Source organism: Bacillus cereus (genome assembly GCF_002577405.1).
Classification (GTDB): domain Bacteria; phylum Bacillota; class Bacilli; order Bacillales; family Bacillaceae_G; genus Bacillus_A; species Bacillus_A cereus_AU.
Map to the genome: position 1 here is coordinate 9,123 of NZ_NULR01000022.1, position 17,914 is coordinate 27,036.

Consider the following 17,914-nt stretch of genomic DNA (forward strand, 5'->3'; position numbering starts at 1 on the left):
ATAAAAAAAGAATTGATATTAGGTTTTTAATGACATTTTTCGACAAAATATTTACTTTTAGCAGTTATCAGTTTACAATGATTATAACTTAATAGATATACTACGTAATGTGTAATAATTACTTAGTTGAACATATTAGATGACATGGATTCTTTAGAGTTCGATCCACTAGATCCAACAAAAGTATGGTCAGAATATCTCTTCCCATTAATTGAGGTTGGGACAATGACTTTAAATCGTAACCCACAAAACTTCTTTGCGGAATTAGAGCAAGCGGCATTTACGCCAAGTGCAACTGTACCTGGCATTGAACCATTTGAAAATAAACTATTATAAGGTCGTTTATTCTCTTACCCAGATACACAGCGTTACCGCATTGGTGCAAACTATTTACAAATTCCTGTAAACTGCCCATACGCAGCTGCTCGTAATCAATAACGTGATGGTGAATTTCTTGATACTGTAATTAAAAAGAAAGAATTGATTGAAATTTAAGAAAAAGGATAGTTTCTTTTATTTAAAGCAATTAAAGAGTTACAAACAGAAGACTTAATAAAGACTATAACAATTAGAAATAATCCATTAACCGTCCTAGAAGCAATTCAAATTAAAATAGCACACTGTAGTAATCATTTAGGTCAAATTCTATACATTGGTAAACAAATAAAAGGTTCAGAGTGGGAAATATTAAGTATTCCGAAAGGGAAATCTCAAAACTTTTAGATAATATATTCAAAGTTCAAGTGACTTTAGCTAAATGGTGTAAAAATATTTATTAACAAAATTTATTAAGATAAAATGTGTTTTCATAAATAGAAAACACATTTAGAAATTTCTCTTCATCTCTACTTCTACTTAATGGGGTCCTGCCGCATGCCCATCAAGCAAGATTTTAAAGTGCCCCCTAAATGGAAATGTTGTGTTTTTTATAGCACCGAAGTTCATTTTTATCATTTTGAGGAAGAATGTGTTTCTTAACTTGATGGCGATGGGTTAGTACCAACAAAACGATGCCTAATAAAAGAGAACCTTACTTAAGATAAGATTCTCTATTTCTTTATCTATTAACTTTTTTAATTACATTTACACCTAGACCAATTACACTGATAGCCATCAATGAATAACCCATTGGTAGTAAATAAAACGGTTCTACAAGGGTTCCATCTGTTGCCACTTTAGAACCCATCATATTAAAGCTAACTAAACATCCGATTCCTAAGATAAGTGGTATTAAAGCTAACATATATTTTTTCATTTTAAGTCCTCCGTCTGTAAGTTCATTTAATATATAATAATTGCTGTATAGTCAGTATTATAATCACATTGTATTAGTTAGTACTATTCAAATACATGACAAAAAGCTTACAAATTCGTAAGGTATGAACAGGGCATTCTAAGTGTACGAAATCCACTATAAGGAAGAACAAGAAATCATAAAGAAAAGCCCTACTAATCAAAAAATCGGTAGGGAATATTTATTGGGAGGTATTAGTGTTAATGTACTTTTTTTTATATTTGTTTTATATGTTTCTTTTTAATATGTTAGAGGTTATTGGAGAGACGACGGGGTTTATGTAGAAGGACATATGCGTAGTAATCCAAATGGAATGAAGTCAAACAATTTAAATTCATAACCTCCTATTTTAGATTTTTTTTATTTTGGTGGGGGATGGTTAGAATAGGCCTTATTGCGGAATTTGTTTTTATACAATAGATATAGTACGTGAAATTTTCAATAATAAAAAGGCATTCAGAGTTGAATACCTTTTTAAATCATACGTAAATAGGTGGGCTTTTTAATGTATAAAGAAAAGACACCCTAAGGTGCCTTCCTCCTACTTCATTCTTTTTTGAGCAGTATTAGTATCTTTAGATACTGGTATGTGTTCAGTAGCTCTAGATAAACCTGTTTTTGGCATATTAACATAAATTGCTTCAGAAGCACCTTTTTCTATTTGGTAGGTTTCGTGAAAAACACCAACACTCCCATTATCTTTAATCTTATTATTGTACGATTTCCAAGCATTTGAATGGTTTTTTCCATGAGCATAGTTTACTAATTCGTCGAATCCCTTCCAGTATTAAATTAAGATTACTTTTCTCCAACTAAATAAGAATTCTGTATGTAAGAAACCCCATTGTGGGTTTTGGTACAATTCTTTAATCATAGGTCCCATAGCTTTAAAAACTGGTACCCACTTCCAAAATTTAAATAGGTGATTAATACGCATGCCAATAATAAAAACAACAAATTCTTTATCTTTGCAATTGGCTATATACCTGCCGTTGAAAATTTCAGCTCCCATTTTAATATCCCCTTTTCACTTAACATACGAATCAATAAGGCGTTGTGCTTCTTCAGACGAAATTGTTATTCCTGATCCATCTGCATAAACAACGTAAATTACTCCTGTATAAAAATCATCCATATCTTGATCAAATGAAATCAGCATATTTCCTAATGTTTTGCTTTTTACAAACTCACAACCATCTATATCTTCAATATTGAAATTTTCTTTAGCTATCTTGTTTTCTTCAATTGGCAGCGCCCAGTTAACTACACCAGTATCTCTAGTTAACTGCTGCGTATCTCTACAAGCTTCAAAATAATCATTATGTTCTTCTATTAACTCCCCTGCTAAATAAACTCCGTATGCCATGTTCCTCAGTCTCCTTTGCTACTAGTTGTGATAGGTAAGATTTTGAAATTATCGCCATCTTTTCCCCCGCTTAACACTGTACGTGCGACTTTCATCGCATACAGCGTCCCATCTTATTCTTCTATACTAAAGTAACTAGATTACAAGCTTTACGGAGTTTGTTTATTTTCTTCAATTATTTATCGTTCAATTGAAGTATTCTCATATACGTTCTAATCGTCTCTTCATTTGTAGCGTGAATCAGTCTGTGGACAAGTTCATGTACAATAATTAGGTTATTGAACTCGTCAGATCCTCCCATACCTTTCGGTACTTTGTGATGACAGTGTGCTTCATCAGCTAACAAAAAGATTCCTGTAACAGCACATTTTCCATTTTGCATAGAATATCTCGACATTCTGTTATCTGTATACTCCACGCTCTGCCCTTTATTGGATGATAGCAACATCTTCTGCATTTCATTGGCAATGTTACCTTTTAGGCTTTTGATAAGTTTTTGTCTTCCTTTTATAGTGTAGTTACATATGTCTTGACTGAAACTTTGAGGGAATCGTGTTTGTATGTCCGCTAGTAGGCGTTGGTAACAGTTTCTGGCTTACCACGTTCCGATTGACCTAGCTATACATATATCCTTAGGTGGGTGTTTTTGCCCATCCCCCGAAAAGGAGGAATAAGACAAAATATACCAAATTATATTTTATCTTATTCTTCTTCAAGTGAATGTTCTTGCGTGAATCTGTTTAAAATATCTTCTTCGTTGATGTTCTCAATGATTGTTTCTAAATTTAAAACTGTTGGGGATTTGCTAAATTCATAACGGCCATAAAAATTGATATGTTGCCAGGCAACCGGTGAAATATACTTTAGTATGTTCATCTCGATACCTTTATTCTGAGATTTCGTTAATAAATTTGATAATATACTCGCATTGTAGTAAATAATACAATTGGTTAATAACCTACTACATTCATTCCAGATTTGCTGATCTTGTTCAGTCTTGAAACGAAGTTTCCCAAAGTTTGCAAAAGATACAGCCCGACGTAATTTATGATAACTTTCCCCACGGTTTAGCGCTTTTTGAACATTTTGACGTAATGATAGCGAATCAATATATTCTAAAAAATATAGACTTTTGATGATATTATCATACTCCCACAACGCACGTTTTGTTTGATTTTTTCGCGCATAGGAACTTAGCTTTCGAACAATCACATTTTGAGTAGTTGTTTTTAAAGCGAGAGACAGCATAATTCGTTTAATATTGTCCCATTCCTTCATAATTAGCTCTTTATTAATTTTCCGCAAAGGTTTGATAAGGAATTCTTCATACTGGCTTGGATGTTGAAAACCATATAAATTTCGGGATATTGTCGCATGAATATCTTTATATCTTGGGGCAAACTGGTAACCAAATAAATCTAAAATTGCAAAATTAACCTCATTCGTTCCGTGTGTATCTGTAGAATGAATATTAGGCTTTATATCAGTTGCATTATTGTATAAGATATCAAATACATAATGGCTTTCATGTTCATTCGCACCAATAATTCTTGCTTGAATCGGAATATGGTTGGCCACCATTGTATAAGAGGTAATTCCTTTATTCATTCCGAAATATTTAGAGGAATGACGGGACTGTAACGTATGAATCTGTGTTTCGAACTTTTGACCATCACTACTCGAATGCACGAAATCATCAATATTATAATATTGAATAATAGGAAGTTTACTTATTGCGTTACTAATGCAGTCATTTGCTTCTTTTAACGTTTCTGATCGAATAAAATTAGATGAAATAGTTGCTAATTTTGAATAATCTATATCAGAGACTTCCCCCATTCTATACAATCCCATATTTGTTCCCCAAGCTATTAAACATGGAATAAGAATCGTATCATTTGCTTTTTGATTTGCATAGCGTCCCAGGATGTGTTCAAAGTTATCTAGGAAATTACATTGTTGATTTACAAAGTACAGAATACCTCTCATATCACCTTGTGGTAATACATCGAAAAACGAATGATTAATAGGGGCTGAAGCTCGAGTATATGGAAGTGTCCAGGAATGATGATTTTTATGCTTTTTTACTTGGACATGTTTGTTTTTTCCTGAAGTAATCCTTTTATTAATTGAGATAATACGAGCTTCTAATTTGTTTTCCAGTTCTTTTAAATGTTGTTCGATGGGCTGTTGTAGCATAGTTAAATGGAGATCTTGAATGATACTCTCTTTTTGTTTCCACTTATCTTCATCGATTAAATCATCTTCAAAACTTCTATACTGTATACTATCTCTACAAAAAATGTCTCCTGATTGCAAGCGATGCCATAAGGAATAATAAATTAAAAATTCATATCGATCTATGAGTAAACGTTTTGAATGAGGCTCATCTTTCGTGTAAAGATAACGTTTGTTGCTATTTGTTATAAAGGCTTGAGGGATATCTTGGATATCATATTTAGTTAAGGTTTTTCGTTTCTTAAAAACTTCTTTTAAAAAAGTTATTGCATCTATAAGAGAGTCATCCATATCTGTTGTCACAAAATCAACCATCATAAAAACAGGACGAATTTGTCGTTTAAACTGTAATGCTAATGTATCAATACGTTCCCAACGGAACGCCTTTTCATCTATTTTTGTATTATCCAAGATTTGATTGGCTAGTTCAGTTAATTTTGGACGGTCTAGGATAGAAAATACACGTTTTTGAATATCTTTAAATGCTGTATTCTCTGAAATATTTTCATCTATTATAATTTGTAAAACTTCTCCTACTTTCTTAAAATCCCCCTGATTTTCTGTGTAATAGTTATATATCTGGTCTTTAGCAAAGGATATGATATCATCGTTGTATTTTCTCATTTTAAAAATAAAACTATTAATTAAATTATCATTCATTCTTTGGTAACGATGGAAAATAAAGGACAGTAAATAAATATAGATAAGGTATTCATTAAAGCGTTTTAATTTATATACGGAATAATATTCTACTAAAGAAGCATAATATTTAATGCTTTCATTAGAAATTTTTAGTTGAGGTAAAATCATATTGGCCAGTTGAAAAAGGGGACGTATATTATTCCCAAATTCAATTTCACGCTTAATTTCATTTATACTAAAATCTTTTGGTTCATGTTTTATTCTAGTGATCTCATATAATCCAGAAGAATTATATAGTAATTGTTTTAATTGTTGTTTGTCAGTTTCAGATAGATGGTTCTGTATAATCTTTATAAGTCGTTGTTCTTCAGATGTAATAGCTGTTCCTACAATATCTTGCATAAAGCTATATGCGGGAATAATAATGTGTTCTTTTATTAAATAATTGAGTAACTCAAGAAAAATGAAAATAGGCTTTCCACTTACTGTTGCAGCCCTACGAGCTTTTTCTTGTAAAACACTTCGATAATATGAGTCACAGATACGGTAATTAGATATTTTAAGAATTAATTTTTTATGAGTAGATCGTGTTTTTTTATCAATTGATCCAAAATCTCCAAATGACTCATTTTTAAAATGGACTCTTAAAATATATTGAATATCTTCTTGAACTTCAGATAATTTAAACTGAAAAAATAAATGTTTGGCTTTGAAATATCCCAGTTGAAGAATAAAATACACTTTAGACTTTATAGAACGTAAAGTATGTACTAATTCCTTTTCTACTTGTGAAAGTGAAAAGTATTGCACACGTTCTTTGGGTATAAATACAGGTCTACTATAAAGGCGGTTAATTTCATCAGTTGATAGAATTTTTAGTCTGTTTTTAGTGCTCATATTTATTTTGGACTCCATCCCTTTATACAAAATATTTTATAATCAAACTTACTATGTCACAAAGTATACATCATTTTGTATTAGTTCATATTTCGATAAATAGTCATTCTAGATATACCTGATTTTTCAGCAGCCTCTGTGATATTTGCTCCTTGTTCCATTAAATAAAATGCATAATTTAATTTTTCTTTGTCTACAGATGGTCTACCAGGATATTTACCTCGTTTTTTTGCTGCCAAAATTCCTTCTTTTGTTCGTTCTGAGGTTAAATCTCTTTCGAATTGAGCAATCCCAGCAAAAACAGTAAAGAGCATTTTTCCATGTGCCGTAGTTGTATCAAGCCATGCCTCTTTTAAACTTTTCAAGTTTGCGCCTTTACGAGAAATAAGTTCAGCAATCTCAATTAAGTCTTTAGTAGAACGTGAAAGGCGAGTCAAATCTGTAACCACTACTGTATCTCCTTGACGTAGAAACTCTAACATACGATTTAACTCAGGGCGATCACGTTTAGTCCCAGTTACTTTTTCAAAAAAGATTCTTTCACAACCAGCCTCTTTTAATTGCTGTTCTTGTCGATCTAAATTTTGATCAATTGTAGATACTCGCATATATCCAAATTTCATATAATTCCTCCTTTTTTCATTTTTATTGTATCAAAAACGCTATAAAATAAATATTGTTACAAAATAATTTTGTTACATATTTTTGTTACGCTTAGATTGCTAGTTTACTGGACATCGTATCTTGATACTATCAGTTGTAACAAAAACGGTCGTTTTTGTTACAACTGGAATTTTCATTATCTGGCTTTCTCCAGAAAAAATAAAAAAAGAACCCACTATATTTGTAGATTCGTTTGAACTATCTTTCTCGAGAGATCCGAACTTAATTGGAATATATTTGCATATGGCCCCCATATTTCGCTTTTGGTTGCCATACGCCTACAAGTATGACAGTTAAAGGTTGGATAATTATTCACTTATTACATATTATTATGTGTTTTTAATTTAATATCCCATTAAATATTAAATTACCCTTTTATGTATTTATATGGTATTATCTAAATAATCTTTAAAAGAAGGGCGTTATTTCAAAATAAAAAAAATATTTATTTCTTTCTCTATATTAATAATTTTATTAAGTGGATGTAAAACTACTAGTATAGAAGGTTCTTGGGATTTAGCTGAAAAACAAGATAATGACTGTCCCATATACTACAAATTTAAGACAACTATAGAAAAAGAAAAAAAAGAACCTAACAAAAAAAAAATAGTAGAAATGTATACAGATAGTAAAAAAGGTGAACTATACCAAGGAACTTACGTAAATGACTTCAATATGTACTATATTGATTATGGGAACTCTTTTACATCCAATCAATCAATAAGAAATGTAGATGGTTATTTGAAGGTATATTTTGAAAATGTTAACAAAATATGTACTTACGAAAATAATAATAAATAAATATTAATATTTAACGTTGATAAAAATTAACTTAAATGTTAGTATTTTTTTGTAATGGTAATATATAACAAAAACCGTAATAACAATTATTTAAGGGGGCATAATTATGAATTTTACAAAAGGAATTAAAGGATTGGCACTTACTACAGCACTTGTAGGTGGAATTAGCTTTTTACCTACTAATGCTGGAGCTGAAACATTGGGTTGGAGTGAAGAAACTGGATATGTAAATACTGATGAAAACGTTATGTATTCTCCAGTAATGTATGCTAGTAGTAAACCAGACAGTCACCGAGCAAAAATTGATCACTATAGTCCTTCTCAAATGAATACTAGAAAGGTCACTGGATATACAACATGGAGCGGTAAAAATCATTACACTCGCGCAAGGTTTGATAATGGCGGTTCAAAAGTAGCAGCAGACAGCGGTAGAAAATATGGATATAATAGTACCTCAGCAGCATCTGGATGGTATGATACTACATATACATCTCTTGTTGCTAAAACTTATTGGGGTCTATAATAAAATATAAAACGAAGCTAATGTGAGTGGTATAGATTATTTAGCATACACTCACATTAGTTTTATTTTATATTTTATTTTTTTAGATCAGGATATAATTCTTCAGAACTGTCCTATATTGGAATTGATTGGAATGATGCCTATATGAATATAAGAAAAAAAATAAATACTGATGATCTTTTATTGGGTATAGTTGTAGCTCTTACTATACTGATGTTACTGATAGTAAGTTCCTATTTTTTAAAAAAAAATGAAATGGATAAATTAACAAACGGATTATATAGTTCAACAAATTTCCGTTTTAGCATGAAAGAATCAGAGGGAAATAATAGTTTGCACAAATTTATTAAACAAACTAAACAAAGTAATTATATTTTATTTAAAGAAAATATAGAAAAACCAAACATAAGAGGAGTTTATTCAAGCCAAACATTAAACACTATTCCCATGAAAAGTGGGCGTTTTTTTCAAAAAGAAGATTTTTTTCATAATAAAAAATTAGCTGTCGTGGGCAAAGAGTTTAAAGATATAGAAAATATAAGCGGAAAAAAATTCGTGAATTATAAAGGACATAAATTTGAAGTAATTGGTACTATCGGTGGGGAAGTGAAATCTGAAGTCGATAATATTATATACCTCAATTTGGATGCTCTTTGGGATTTAAATATTAATTCTACGGGTATATACGTAATAGATGGTAATGATGATGGGGAAAAGTTATTTTCGACATTAGAATCTATATTAGGAAAAGATTCTGTATTTCCAATAGAAGATAAAGGAAAAGGTTCTAAACGTTTGTTTGAAAATAATTTTATTGATAACAGTATGATATTCCTTTTATTTATAATTGCATTGATGATGAATATATTATCCACAAGTTATTGGATATATAAAAAAAGAATATTAATTTCTATACAACATTTTATAGGTCATAAATCATTTTATATTTATCGCTCCTTATACTACAAATACATTTTCATCTCAATATGTTCTTATAGTATAGGATTTGTATTGTTTTTAATATTCAATATTAAATTATACAATGACCATATTTATACATATAATAAACTGTTTTTTATAGGCATATTATTTATGCTTATATTTACTATAGGAATATGTATAGTTTCTAGTTATATATATACAAAAAAAAATTGTATAAAGGTGTTGAAATCCAATTGAAACAAATCTTTATCGAAGCAAAAGAAAGTTTATTAAAGAAAAAAATCTTTGCATTATTAATATTAGTACAAGCAACCGTTTTTTTCTTCTTATTATCAGTTTTATTTTTACACTTTAATAATGTAGATACAAAAACAAAAAGCTTTTATGCACAATATGAAGGGAAAAACATTTATCAATTATCAGATGAGTTATTCAATGAGAAAGAACAAGAATACCTTTCCAAAGATGAAAGTTTAGCAAACTTAAAAAACTTTTATAATACGTTAAATAAAAGTAGTGATTTTAAATATTTAAATACTACAACACAACCCATAGGGATAGTTAACTTTAAAGGAAATAAAACATTTTGGGAAGGATATGAAGATGGCTCTTTTCCTCCTCATGAGATTGATGGAAAAAAGTACGAATTTGTTAAATCATTGCAGATAAATAAACAAGTCATTGACTCTTTTGACCTAAAACTCCGAGAAGGTGATATGTTTCAAAAAGATGATTATATATATAATAATAATAAATCGATCCCCGTCATTCTAGGTTCAGATTATCAATCTATTTATAAAATTGGTGATGAAGTTGAAATAGATTACATGATGAAATCACTTAAAGGACGAGTTATAGGCATATTAGAGCCAAACTCAGTTTTACCTGTAAGAGAAAATATAGAATTTTATCTAGATAAACATATAATACTCCCAAGTTTTTCTATAGAACAAGCACCAATAAATAAAGATGATAGTACATTTCAAAAAAGACATTATCTACAGTTGATTAATGGTCAAATTTTCACAGAAAAAGGAAGCTTACAAGTAAGAAAACTAATCGACGAAATTTCACAATCTACAAATTTTTATGACCTAATAATCATAGGAGCTAACGATACTGGGATAGACATAATGTTTTCCATGCTAAAGCAAAATATAAATTTACTAATTATGTTAACTTTTCTATTATTTTGTTTCTGTGTAGTGACCGTATTCTTTTCATTCATTATGAAATGGAATATAAATATACAAAAATATGCAATTCACCTTATATCAGGAGCCACAGTATACAATATTTTAAGTTATATGTTTTGGGAGATACTTATAATTATGTCAATAAGCGTAATTGCTGTTGTTATTAGTATTACATTTATTGGATTTATGCCAATCACATACTATTTTATGATTATACTAATCGGATTAGCGATAACGTTATTTAGTATATTACCTTTATACATTAAGTTAAAGAAATTAAATATATCTAACATATTAAAGAAAAAGGTGTAGAATATTGATCACATTAACTAACTTAAAAAAGTCTTATAACAATGGAAAAATGAGGCAGGAAATATTAAAGGGAATTAATTTAACTATTCAACAAGGTGAAATGCTTGCAATAAAAGGTCGCAGTGGTACAGGGAAATCAACTTTGCTACATATTTTGGCTGGATTAGAACAAGCAACTAGTGGAAATTATTATTTTGATAATAAAGATATTACACAACTTAATTATAAAGAAACGGCTGTTTGGAGAAAAAATAAAATTGGTTTTATTTTACAAAACCATGCCTTAATAGAAGAGAAAAATATATTTGATAATATTGCCCTACCATTATTGTATGCTAAAAAATCAAAGTCAGAAATAGAAGCTAAAGTAATATCTTTAATAAAACAACTAGAATTAGAGGACAAAACTTATCAATATCCACGAGAATTATCTGGAGGTCAATCTCAACGTGTTGCGATTGCAAGAGCTTTAATTAATGATCCAGAACTTATTTTAGCAGATGAACCAACAGGGGCACTCGATGCAGAAACTGAAGAAGTGATTTTAAACATTTTTAAACAAATAAACAAAACTGGAAAAACATTCATCTTAGTAACACATGATGATACAGTTTCTTCTATATGTAATCGAATTATTGAAATTAAAGATGGGTATATTAATGAACAATAAGGAAAAAATATCCCATCATCAATCAATAATATAAAGTGTATACAAACAACTACTCCCACCTAAAAAAATAAGGTGGGATTTTTATATTATAATCAATTTCCCTGTCCAAAACTTTCATCTAATCTGGGAAACTTCGTTTCAAGACTGAACAAGATCAGCAAATCTGGAATGAATGTAGTAGGTTGTTAACTAATTGTATTATTTACTATAATGCAAGTATATTATCAAATTTATTAACGAAATCTCAGAATAAAGGTATCGAAATGAACATACTAAAGTATATTTCACCAGTTGCTTAGCAACATATCAATTTTTATAGCCGTTATGAATTTAGCAAATCCCCAACAATGGTAAATTTAGAGACAATCATTGAGAACATCAACGAAGATGATATTTTAACCAGATTAACGTAAGAACATTCATTTGCAGAAGAATAAGACAAAATATAATTTGGTATATTCTGTCTTATGCCCCCTTTTTGGGGGATGGGCAAAAACACCCTAGGTGCTTGTTTTAAGCCTGTTATCTTTGCATCCTCATCGTTAGATGTTCCGAATTTCATACTATTTAATCTTACTTTTCGGTAGATAACGCCGTCATTGACGACATACACATTTCTGATATATTAAACGTTTAGACCCGTACATTCGCAAGTTCGCCAGTCCGTTAGGACATTATCCCCTTAGATATTTTGTAGCATCCCGACCTATCCAAAACCATATGATTTCTCACTTAGGCTTTGTTCAGTCGACTTCACCTAGCTTCATACAATTTGTGACTACTATCACGCCTTGCATGTAGGAGTATTAGATAAGTAGTTTCAGCTCAACCTGACGGCTTTCATTCCTACTTTCGTTCAATCAATTGTTGTTATCAAATTTGATAACCCTCCAATTTCGTGTTCACACACTTATAAGGAAACGTGTCGCACAAATAGCGTTTTTGTTACTTTTTCGTAACTACTATAAGTATATATACATGTTACAATTTGTAAGGTTTTGCAGATGACCCCTTGCAAATCAATATTTTTTGCCCTTATTGTCCCCTTCAATAAGGGTAGTTTTTAATAAAAAATAGGGGATTTATTTTAAATTTACAAACCACACATTTACAAAAGTGAGTTCAAATTTAAAATTCTATAATTAGTAATGGAGGCATTAACATGAGCAATACCCCAGAATTATCACAACAATTGATCCCCCAAAAACAACAACCGAATAAAAAACTAAAACGGCGTCTTTTATTGACTTTAACTTTTATATTGTCTATAACTTTGTCTGCTCAACATTCCATTTACCAACAACAAAAATTAATAAAAGCAAAACAAGCCCTAATAGATCAAGAAAAACAAAAATTATCTGCTCTAGAAAAGATTGGAGAATCTTTTGAGAAAGATATTAAGACTTTAACAGTAAACGAAGATGGCATTTTAAAATTCGCAAGAAAACTTTATAAGTTCTCCAAGCCTGGTGAAACTATATTTCCAATACCTAATTAACTTATAAATATCTAAGCGATTATCATTAATTAAAGTGCGATTTTATGATAATCGCTTTTTATCACAAATCATCAAATAACTATTTTGTTTAAATTTACCTTAATTCATATCGAATTTTCTTAACATTCTAAGTAATAAAGGGAACGTGTCGCACAAATAACGCTTTTGTTATACTTTTGTAACCCCTATAGTTTAATACGTGTGTTAGAATTTATAAGAATTTGCAAATTGTCCTTTGCAAATCCATATATCCACTGCCCTTGTGAGCCGAGAATACAAGGGCAGTTTTTAATAAAAAATAAGGATTTTGTTTAGTTTGCTAATCCAACCACAACGCATGGCGTATCATCTGACCAAACTGTTTTATTCTCCTTCCTTAATCCAATGCCATGATTTCCGCTAACGATCTATCCGATATATAAGTATCGATAATTTGGATCTGTCCATATTTATCTTTAGCCATTCCCACAGCTTCGCTCTCTGACTTCGCTTCAAACCATCTAAGTCTCCATTTTCCATCCATATCGTAAAACTCAATTGCATACGTTATGACGCTTGTATCACGCTGTAGAAACTTATCCGACATGCTCTTTGCTACGTCTTCCCACAACATCTTCCAAAGTTAATTGCTTCATGCTACTTCTCCAGCTTTCTCACGAAGTTGTAATTGATGAATTTCTCTTAACTCCGCCAAAACAGCATGACACCTTATATCCACTTCCTCAGGCGTTTGATTCGCCACTTTGCAAACACATGTGCCAAATTGATACATACCCATTCCCATATCGTTTCTGATTACTCCCGTTCCTTTACATGCACACATCTTAATTCCCCCTTTTAAAATGGTAATGCCTTTCTTCTGAAATCCTTTGTATCTTTGAAAACAATTGCTCTGAAGTTATTGAAGATACATGATACAATTCGCTCGTCATATGCGCCCTCTAAACGCTCACCTGTAAGGTTTGTAGTGAATATAGTAGATTTACCTTGTCTACCATCGAAAACATCGAATAGAACTCTATTAATGAAGTTAGTCGCTTTTGTATTGGCATCTAATGCGCCTAACTCAGCTCCCAAATCATCGACTATTAATACCTCCGCTCTTACTAAATATCCGCAATCATGCTTTTATGGGGTACCGTCAGGAAAATACGGATTTACAACGTTAAGGAAATTTAATGTGAAAAAGCTGGATTCCAATAGCTATGGAATCCAGCTTTCATGACGTTTTTTAATAAAACCCATTATTCAACTATCGCGTGTTCGTTAGCTTAAAGTACTTCCGCGATATGAGTAAACAAAGCAAACGAGGTCATTATTTACTTTTATTTAAAGGAACGACTAATTCTAATTCCTTTATTTCTTTACTAAATCCTTCACTATTTGTTCGACTTGGCTTGAGTGTAAATGATTTTGGTATGGTATCCATTGGAGGCAAAGTCAGTACCATATGATGACCATAGTTCCCAACAGCCATGCCTTCCTGTAGTTTTAGCTTATCATATACCTGACCATTATTATCGACTACAGAGAAATTAAACCATGGCCAACTATCGTTTTTATCCATTTCGGCAGGGTAATCAATCGTTAGGTCTATTCTTGTTGATAAAGGTGAGAATGTTACTTTGTCGGCTGTTAGTGTATACACTTCATCAACCGTTTGTGTTGTAACTTCTGGATAAAACTCAAATACATCACCTTTTATTTTTTCAAGTGGGAAAGCCACCTTCAACTTACCTTCATAGCCAAATAAATCTTCTCCATGGACCTCAATCTCAATGTTATCGCCGTATTCATTATACTTAGAAAAGGTAAATTGATGATGTTCAATTATTGTTTTCGAGTTTACGTCATCTTGCCCTATTGAACCCATCGCTGGTTTAATTTCTTGTTGTCCATTAATTGTTATATAGCTAAAGCCGGCCTTTTCTTCTTTCATCGAAAGTTCTTTTTGACCTGTGTAAACAACTGTTACGATTAACCGGTTTCCATCATAAGCTGCTTCTTTTACAGTCATTGTTAAGCCGTTTTTACTATCTTGTTTATCAATTACCGTCGTAAGTTGATCGTGTTCAATTTTATCTGAGGCAATGTCTCTAAAATCTTTATAAATTGGACCAATTAGGGGAACATTTGATAAGGCTTCCGCCATGCCTGTTGAAACAAATCCAGAACCAAGCAAAGATAGACATAACCCACATGCAACCAAGATTGACCGTTTTGTGGTTCTTCTGGCTTTTCTTTTTTTCTTGGCTTGAAAGATAGCCGCCTTCTCCCTAGCCATTAGCTTTTCAACAGGTACATTTATGTTGTCGATGGATCGATTGAATTTGTCTTTATTCATAAAGATAGCCCTCCTTTAAAATGGGTCTTAACTCTTTTTTCGCCCTATTTAAGTGTGATTTCACGGTTCCTTCCGGATAATTCATGATGGAGGCAATTTCCTTAATGGACAAATCGTGATAATACCTTAACAAAATAATGGTCTTAACAGTAGGATTTAAGAATTTAAATGCTTCTGATAAATCCATCGAATGCATGATAAAATCAACATTTTCAGAAGCGATTAATTCAGTAAAGATTTCCTCATTATCTGTAGTAAAATAGCGAGACTCTTTCCGAATAAAATCAATCGATTTAAAAACTAGAATTTTTGTAATCCAACTCGAAAAATGTTCAGGCTTTTTTAATGTCTTTATTGAAATATAGGCTGTATAAATTGTTTCTTGATAGACATCAAGAGTATCTTGTTCATTTCTAACATATGCATAGGCTGTTCGATACAGCTTTTGTCGAACAGAATCAATCAGTTGTTCAAATGCTTCATCATCACCCTTTTTTGCTTTTTTCACTAATTTTGCTATATCCATTTTGGTTCTCCTCTCCGCTACACAATAAAGTCGAATGAGGAAGTAAATTGGTTGCAAAATAATTAAATATATTAAAATTGTTATCCATTATCTTTTTCCATTTCCTTTAGCCTACGATAAAATGCCGCCTGACTGATTCCTGTAATTGCACATATCTCCTTTACAGTTTTATTGGTAGTTTTACGTAATTCAATGGCATGATTCATACCTTGATGCTTATCTGTATATTTTTTAACTCTTCCTCGATATTTCCCCTTTTGCTTGGCCAATTTAATTCCTGAACGTGGCTTCTCTTTAATCATTTCTCGATCTAGTTCACTAAAGGCTGCCATTACCGTTAAAAAGAATTTACCAGCTGGTGTTCTGGTATCTATTCCTAAGTTTAAAATAACAAAGTGTATATCTCTTTCTCTAAGTTGTTCAACTAACTGCAGTAACTGAATAGTGTTTCGACCAAGACAATCCATTCGTATCACAACTAATGTATCATTAGGAGCTACCTTGGAAAGAAGTTCATCTACTCCGTATTTTGTAAGTTGATCAATCTGGCTATCTAGATTTTGATCTTGTGTACTTACTCGAGCATATCCATAAATCATTTTTATCCCTCTTTTAATCTATAATTTTGATAAGTGTTATTGAGAGTCTATTAAGCTAATAATATCTCAAGGAGCCAAAATTATCTCAATAGAGTACGCTCTATTGAGAATATGGATATGCAATTATGCATCCCCATATTTATTATCTTTATAGTAACGAAATCTAATATATAATTAAAAGGTTTTTAATGAATGGATAAGGAGATGCGAGCATGAAGAAAGTCATAGGACTTATAGTGTCATTATTTTTATTATTTTCTACCTATGCACCAACATTTACAGAAGCAGCTGAAGTTTTAAATAAGGTAGGCTGGGTCAAAGAAAATGAGAATTGGTACTATTATCAAAAAGATGGAAGTAAGCAAAGAGATAACATCACATTAGATGGAATAGAGTATTCCTTTTTTAAAGATGGAAGGTTATATGAAGGGAAAAAGCAGGTAGGGAAAGACACTTTATATTATAGTGAACCTGGTAAATTAAAGACCGGATGGAGTTTTTCTGCAACTTCATGGAGCTATTTAAAAGATGGGAAGTATGTGACAGGACCATTTACCTATCAAGGAAAACCATTTGAAATTAATAAGTACGGAGATATGGAAAAGGGATGGATCACCCTTCGTTCCACAGTTAAAAGAATCTATCCAAAGCCAGAAACAAAATTTCTATTAAAGTCTAAATCTGTAAAGGATGGCGATGTTTTAGAAGTCATCTCAAAGCAGGGCTTATGGTACCAAGTCAAATATCAAGGAGAAGTCGGTTATGTTCGGATATTTGAGTCCGTTGTGATTGGTGAATCACCAGTTCGTTCATGGGATGTAGCAAAAGAAGCAACGAATTTGTCTCATTTTATGATAACTGAGTATCATAAAGATCCTGAAAAGTACTTTCCTCCTAATATTCACAAGAAATTTGATAAACAATTAGATAGTGGTTTAACTCTTCTTGCGAATGGATTACAATGGATTGATCAATTAAAAGAAGCACTCTATTTAGATAATAAACAAGGGTGGGTGCAAGAAGAAGGAAAATGGACGTACTATAAAAAAGATGGGCAAAGAATAACTGGTTTCCAAGCAATTGATGGGAAACGTTATTATTTTGGTACCGATGGTTTTATGCAAACGGGATGGGTACACACAAATGGGTCAGATTATTATCTGGGAACAGATGGTGTGATGCAAACTGGAATCCAACATATTGACGGGAAAATCTATTATTTTGGTCCGTTAGGTCCTGTGCAATCAGGATTTACACATGTTGATGGGAAACCGTATTATTTTGATGCTTCTCATGAATCCAAAAATGGTTGGATGAAGCAAGAGTTTAATTGGTATTTACTACAGCCTTCAGGTGCATTACAAACAGGAGATTTTACATATAAGGGGTCACCATATCAAAAA

The 17,914-nt window shown here is 31.4% G+C and carries 13 protein-coding genes and 8 pseudogenes; 9 read left to right on the forward strand and 12 right to left on the reverse strand.

From position 1 onward, the window contains the following. Window positions 1-135 precede the first annotated feature (135 nt). Together COC96_RS23360 and COC96_RS28230 are read left to right on the forward strand one after the other, a co-directional pair. Window positions 136-435: pseudogene (locus tag COC96_RS23360) on the forward strand (catalase); the annotation flags it as partial. A gap of 87 nt (window positions 436-522) precedes the next feature. Further along, window positions 523-723 (forward strand): annotated as a pseudogene (locus COC96_RS28230) (DUF1572 family protein); the annotation flags it as partial. 334 nt (window positions 724-1,057) lie between these two features. Here COC96_RS28230 and COC96_RS23370 read toward each other — a convergent pair. The 6 genes and pseudogenes from COC96_RS23370 to COC96_RS23395 all read right to left on the reverse strand — a co-directional run bounded on the left by COC96_RS23370 (window position 1,058) and on the right by COC96_RS23395 (window position 7,060). Further along, window positions 1,058-1,255 carry a DUF3955 domain-containing protein gene (locus COC96_RS23370; RefSeq protein WP_098269814.1) on the reverse strand — a complete coding sequence of 66 codons (198 nt, stop codon included), beginning with the start codon at window positions 1,253-1,255 and terminating at the stop codon, window positions 1,058-1,060. Window positions 1,256-1,835: 580 nt separating this feature from the next. Further along, window positions 1,836-2,306: pseudogene (locus COC96_RS23375) on the reverse strand (DUF4188 domain-containing protein). Window positions 2,307-2,321: 15 nt separating this feature from the next. Beyond that, window positions 2,322-2,660, reverse strand: a complete 339-nt coding sequence (locus tag COC96_RS23380; protein WP_098769484.1) for a hypothetical protein — start codon at window positions 2,658-2,660, stop codon at window positions 2,322-2,324. 175 nt (window positions 2,661-2,835) lie between these two features. Then, window positions 2,836-3,231, reverse strand: a pseudogene (locus COC96_RS23385) (HNH endonuclease signature motif containing protein); the annotation flags it as partial. Window positions 3,232-3,362: 131 nt separating this feature from the next. After that, window positions 3,363-6,437 (reverse strand): Tn3 family transposase, encoded by a 3,075-nt coding sequence (locus tag COC96_RS23390; RefSeq protein WP_098769486.1) that lies wholly within the window; start codon window positions 6,435-6,437, stop codon window positions 3,363-3,365. A gap of 80 nt (window positions 6,438-6,517) precedes the next feature. Beyond that, window positions 6,518-7,060 (reverse strand): recombinase family protein, encoded by a 543-nt coding sequence (locus COC96_RS23395; RefSeq protein ID WP_098769488.1) that lies wholly within the window; start codon window positions 7,058-7,060, stop codon window positions 6,518-6,520. 947 nt (window positions 7,061-8,007) lie between these two features. Between COC96_RS23395 and COC96_RS23405 the strand changes: the two genes are divergently transcribed. The 6 genes and pseudogenes from COC96_RS23405 to COC96_RS23435 all read left to right on the forward strand — a co-directional run bounded on the left by COC96_RS23405 (window position 8,008) and on the right by COC96_RS23435 (window position 13,042). Then, window positions 8,008-8,424 carry a hypothetical protein gene (locus tag COC96_RS23405; RefSeq protein WP_078177293.1) on the forward strand — a complete coding sequence of 139 codons (417 nt, stop codon included), beginning with the start codon at window positions 8,008-8,010 and terminating at the stop codon, window positions 8,422-8,424. Window positions 8,425-8,568: 144 nt separating this feature from the next. Further along, on the forward strand, window positions 8,569-9,603 hold the full coding sequence (locus COC96_RS23410; RefSeq protein WP_098769490.1) for an ABC transporter permease: 1,035 nt from the start codon (window positions 8,569-8,571) through the stop codon (window positions 9,601-9,603). Beyond that, window positions 9,600-10,874 carry a permease gene (locus COC96_RS23415; protein WP_098769492.1) on the forward strand — a complete coding sequence of 425 codons (1,275 nt, stop codon included), beginning with the start codon at window positions 9,600-9,602 and terminating at the stop codon, window positions 10,872-10,874. The genes COC96_RS23410 and COC96_RS23415 overlap by 4 nt, the downstream gene beginning before the upstream one ends. Before the next feature lie 4 nt (window positions 10,875-10,878). After that, window positions 10,879-11,544 (forward strand): ABC transporter ATP-binding protein, encoded by a 666-nt coding sequence (locus COC96_RS23420; RefSeq protein ID WP_078177291.1) that lies wholly within the window; start codon window positions 10,879-10,881, stop codon window positions 11,542-11,544. A 125-nt stretch (window positions 11,545-11,669) separates the two neighbouring features. Further along, window positions 11,670-11,957, forward strand: a pseudogene (locus tag COC96_RS28400) (Tn3 family transposase); the annotation flags it as partial. Between the two features lie 749 nt (window positions 11,958-12,706). Beyond that, window positions 12,707-13,042: a septum formation initiator family protein gene (locus COC96_RS23435; protein ID WP_098266606.1), complete on the forward strand. Its 336-nt coding sequence runs from the start codon at window positions 12,707-12,709 to the stop codon at window positions 13,040-13,042. Window positions 13,043-13,418: 376 nt separating this feature from the next. Here the strand turns inward: COC96_RS23435 and COC96_RS23440 are convergent. The 6 genes and pseudogenes from COC96_RS23440 to COC96_RS23465 form a co-directional block, all read right to left on the reverse strand. Further along, a pseudogene (locus COC96_RS23440) lies at window positions 13,419-13,677 on the reverse strand (hypothetical protein). After that, a complete protein-coding gene (locus tag COC96_RS23445; RefSeq protein WP_098769495.1) occupies window positions 13,674-13,865 on the reverse strand; it encodes a hypothetical protein in 192 nt (63 codons plus the stop codon). Before COC96_RS23445 ends, COC96_RS23440 begins: the two are co-directional and overlap by 4 nt. 14 nt (window positions 13,866-13,879) lie before the next feature. Continuing rightward, window positions 13,880-14,152 (reverse strand): annotated as a pseudogene (locus tag COC96_RS23450) (ATP-binding protein); the annotation flags it as partial. Between the two features lie 205 nt (window positions 14,153-14,357). After that, a complete protein-coding gene (locus COC96_RS23455; RefSeq protein WP_098769497.1) occupies window positions 14,358-15,386 on the reverse strand; it encodes a DUF4179 domain-containing protein in 1,029 nt (342 codons plus the stop codon). Beyond that, the gene (locus COC96_RS23460) at window positions 15,379-15,912 is read right to left on the reverse strand and encodes a sigma-70 family RNA polymerase sigma factor (protein ID WP_098769499.1); all 534 of its coding nucleotides are present in this window, start codon (window positions 15,910-15,912) and stop codon (window positions 15,379-15,381) included. Before COC96_RS23460 ends, COC96_RS23455 begins: the two co-directional genes overlap by 8 nt. A gap of 80 nt (window positions 15,913-15,992) precedes the next feature. Beyond that, window positions 15,993-16,511 carry a recombinase family protein gene (locus COC96_RS23465; RefSeq protein WP_098266609.1) on the reverse strand — a complete coding sequence of 173 codons (519 nt, stop codon included), beginning with the start codon at window positions 16,509-16,511 and terminating at the stop codon, window positions 15,993-15,995. A gap of 212 nt (window positions 16,512-16,723) precedes the next feature. On the opposite strand from COC96_RS23465, the pseudogene COC96_RS23470 reads away from it, so the two are divergent. Then, window positions 16,724-17,914 (forward strand): annotated as a pseudogene (locus COC96_RS23470) (S-layer protein); the annotation flags it as partial.

Excerpts from the sequence above, each read along its gene's own strand:
- COC96_RS23380 (WP_098769484.1), bottom strand. The coding sequence starts at position 2,660 with ATGGCATACGGAGTTTATTTAGCAGGGGAGTTAATAGAAGAACATAAT.
- COC96_RS23370 (WP_098269814.1), bottom strand. The coding sequence starts at position 1,255 with ATGAAAAAATATATGTTAGCTTTAATACCACTTATCTTAGGAATCGGA.
- COC96_RS23390 (WP_098769486.1), bottom strand. The coding sequence starts at position 6,437 with ATGAGCACTAAAAACAGACTAAAAATTCTATCAACTGATGAAATTAAC.
- COC96_RS23410 (WP_098769490.1), top strand. The coding sequence starts at position 8,569 with ATGAATATAAGAAAAAAAATAAATACTGATGATCTTTTATTGGGTATA.
- COC96_RS23445 (WP_098769495.1), bottom strand. The coding sequence starts at position 13,865 with ATGTGTGCATGTAAAGGAACGGGAGTAATCAGAAACGATATGGGAATG.
- COC96_RS23465 (WP_098266609.1), bottom strand. The coding sequence starts at position 16,511 with ATGATTTATGGATATGCTCGAGTAAGTACACAAGATCAAAATCTAGAT.
- COC96_RS23455 (WP_098769497.1), bottom strand. The coding sequence starts at position 15,386 with ATGAATAAAGACAAATTCAATCGATCCATCGACAACATAAATGTACCT.
- COC96_RS23395 (WP_098769488.1), bottom strand. The coding sequence starts at position 7,060 with ATGAAATTTGGATATATGCGAGTATCTACAATTGATCAAAATTTAGAT.
- COC96_RS23460 (WP_098769499.1), bottom strand. The coding sequence starts at position 15,912 with ATGGATATAGCAAAATTAGTGAAAAAAGCAAAAAAGGGTGATGATGAA.
- COC96_RS23435 (WP_098266606.1), top strand. The coding sequence starts at position 12,707 with ATGAGCAATACCCCAGAATTATCACAACAATTGATCCCCCAAAAACAA.
- COC96_RS23405 (WP_078177293.1), top strand. The coding sequence starts at position 8,008 with ATGAATTTTACAAAAGGAATTAAAGGATTGGCACTTACTACAGCACTT.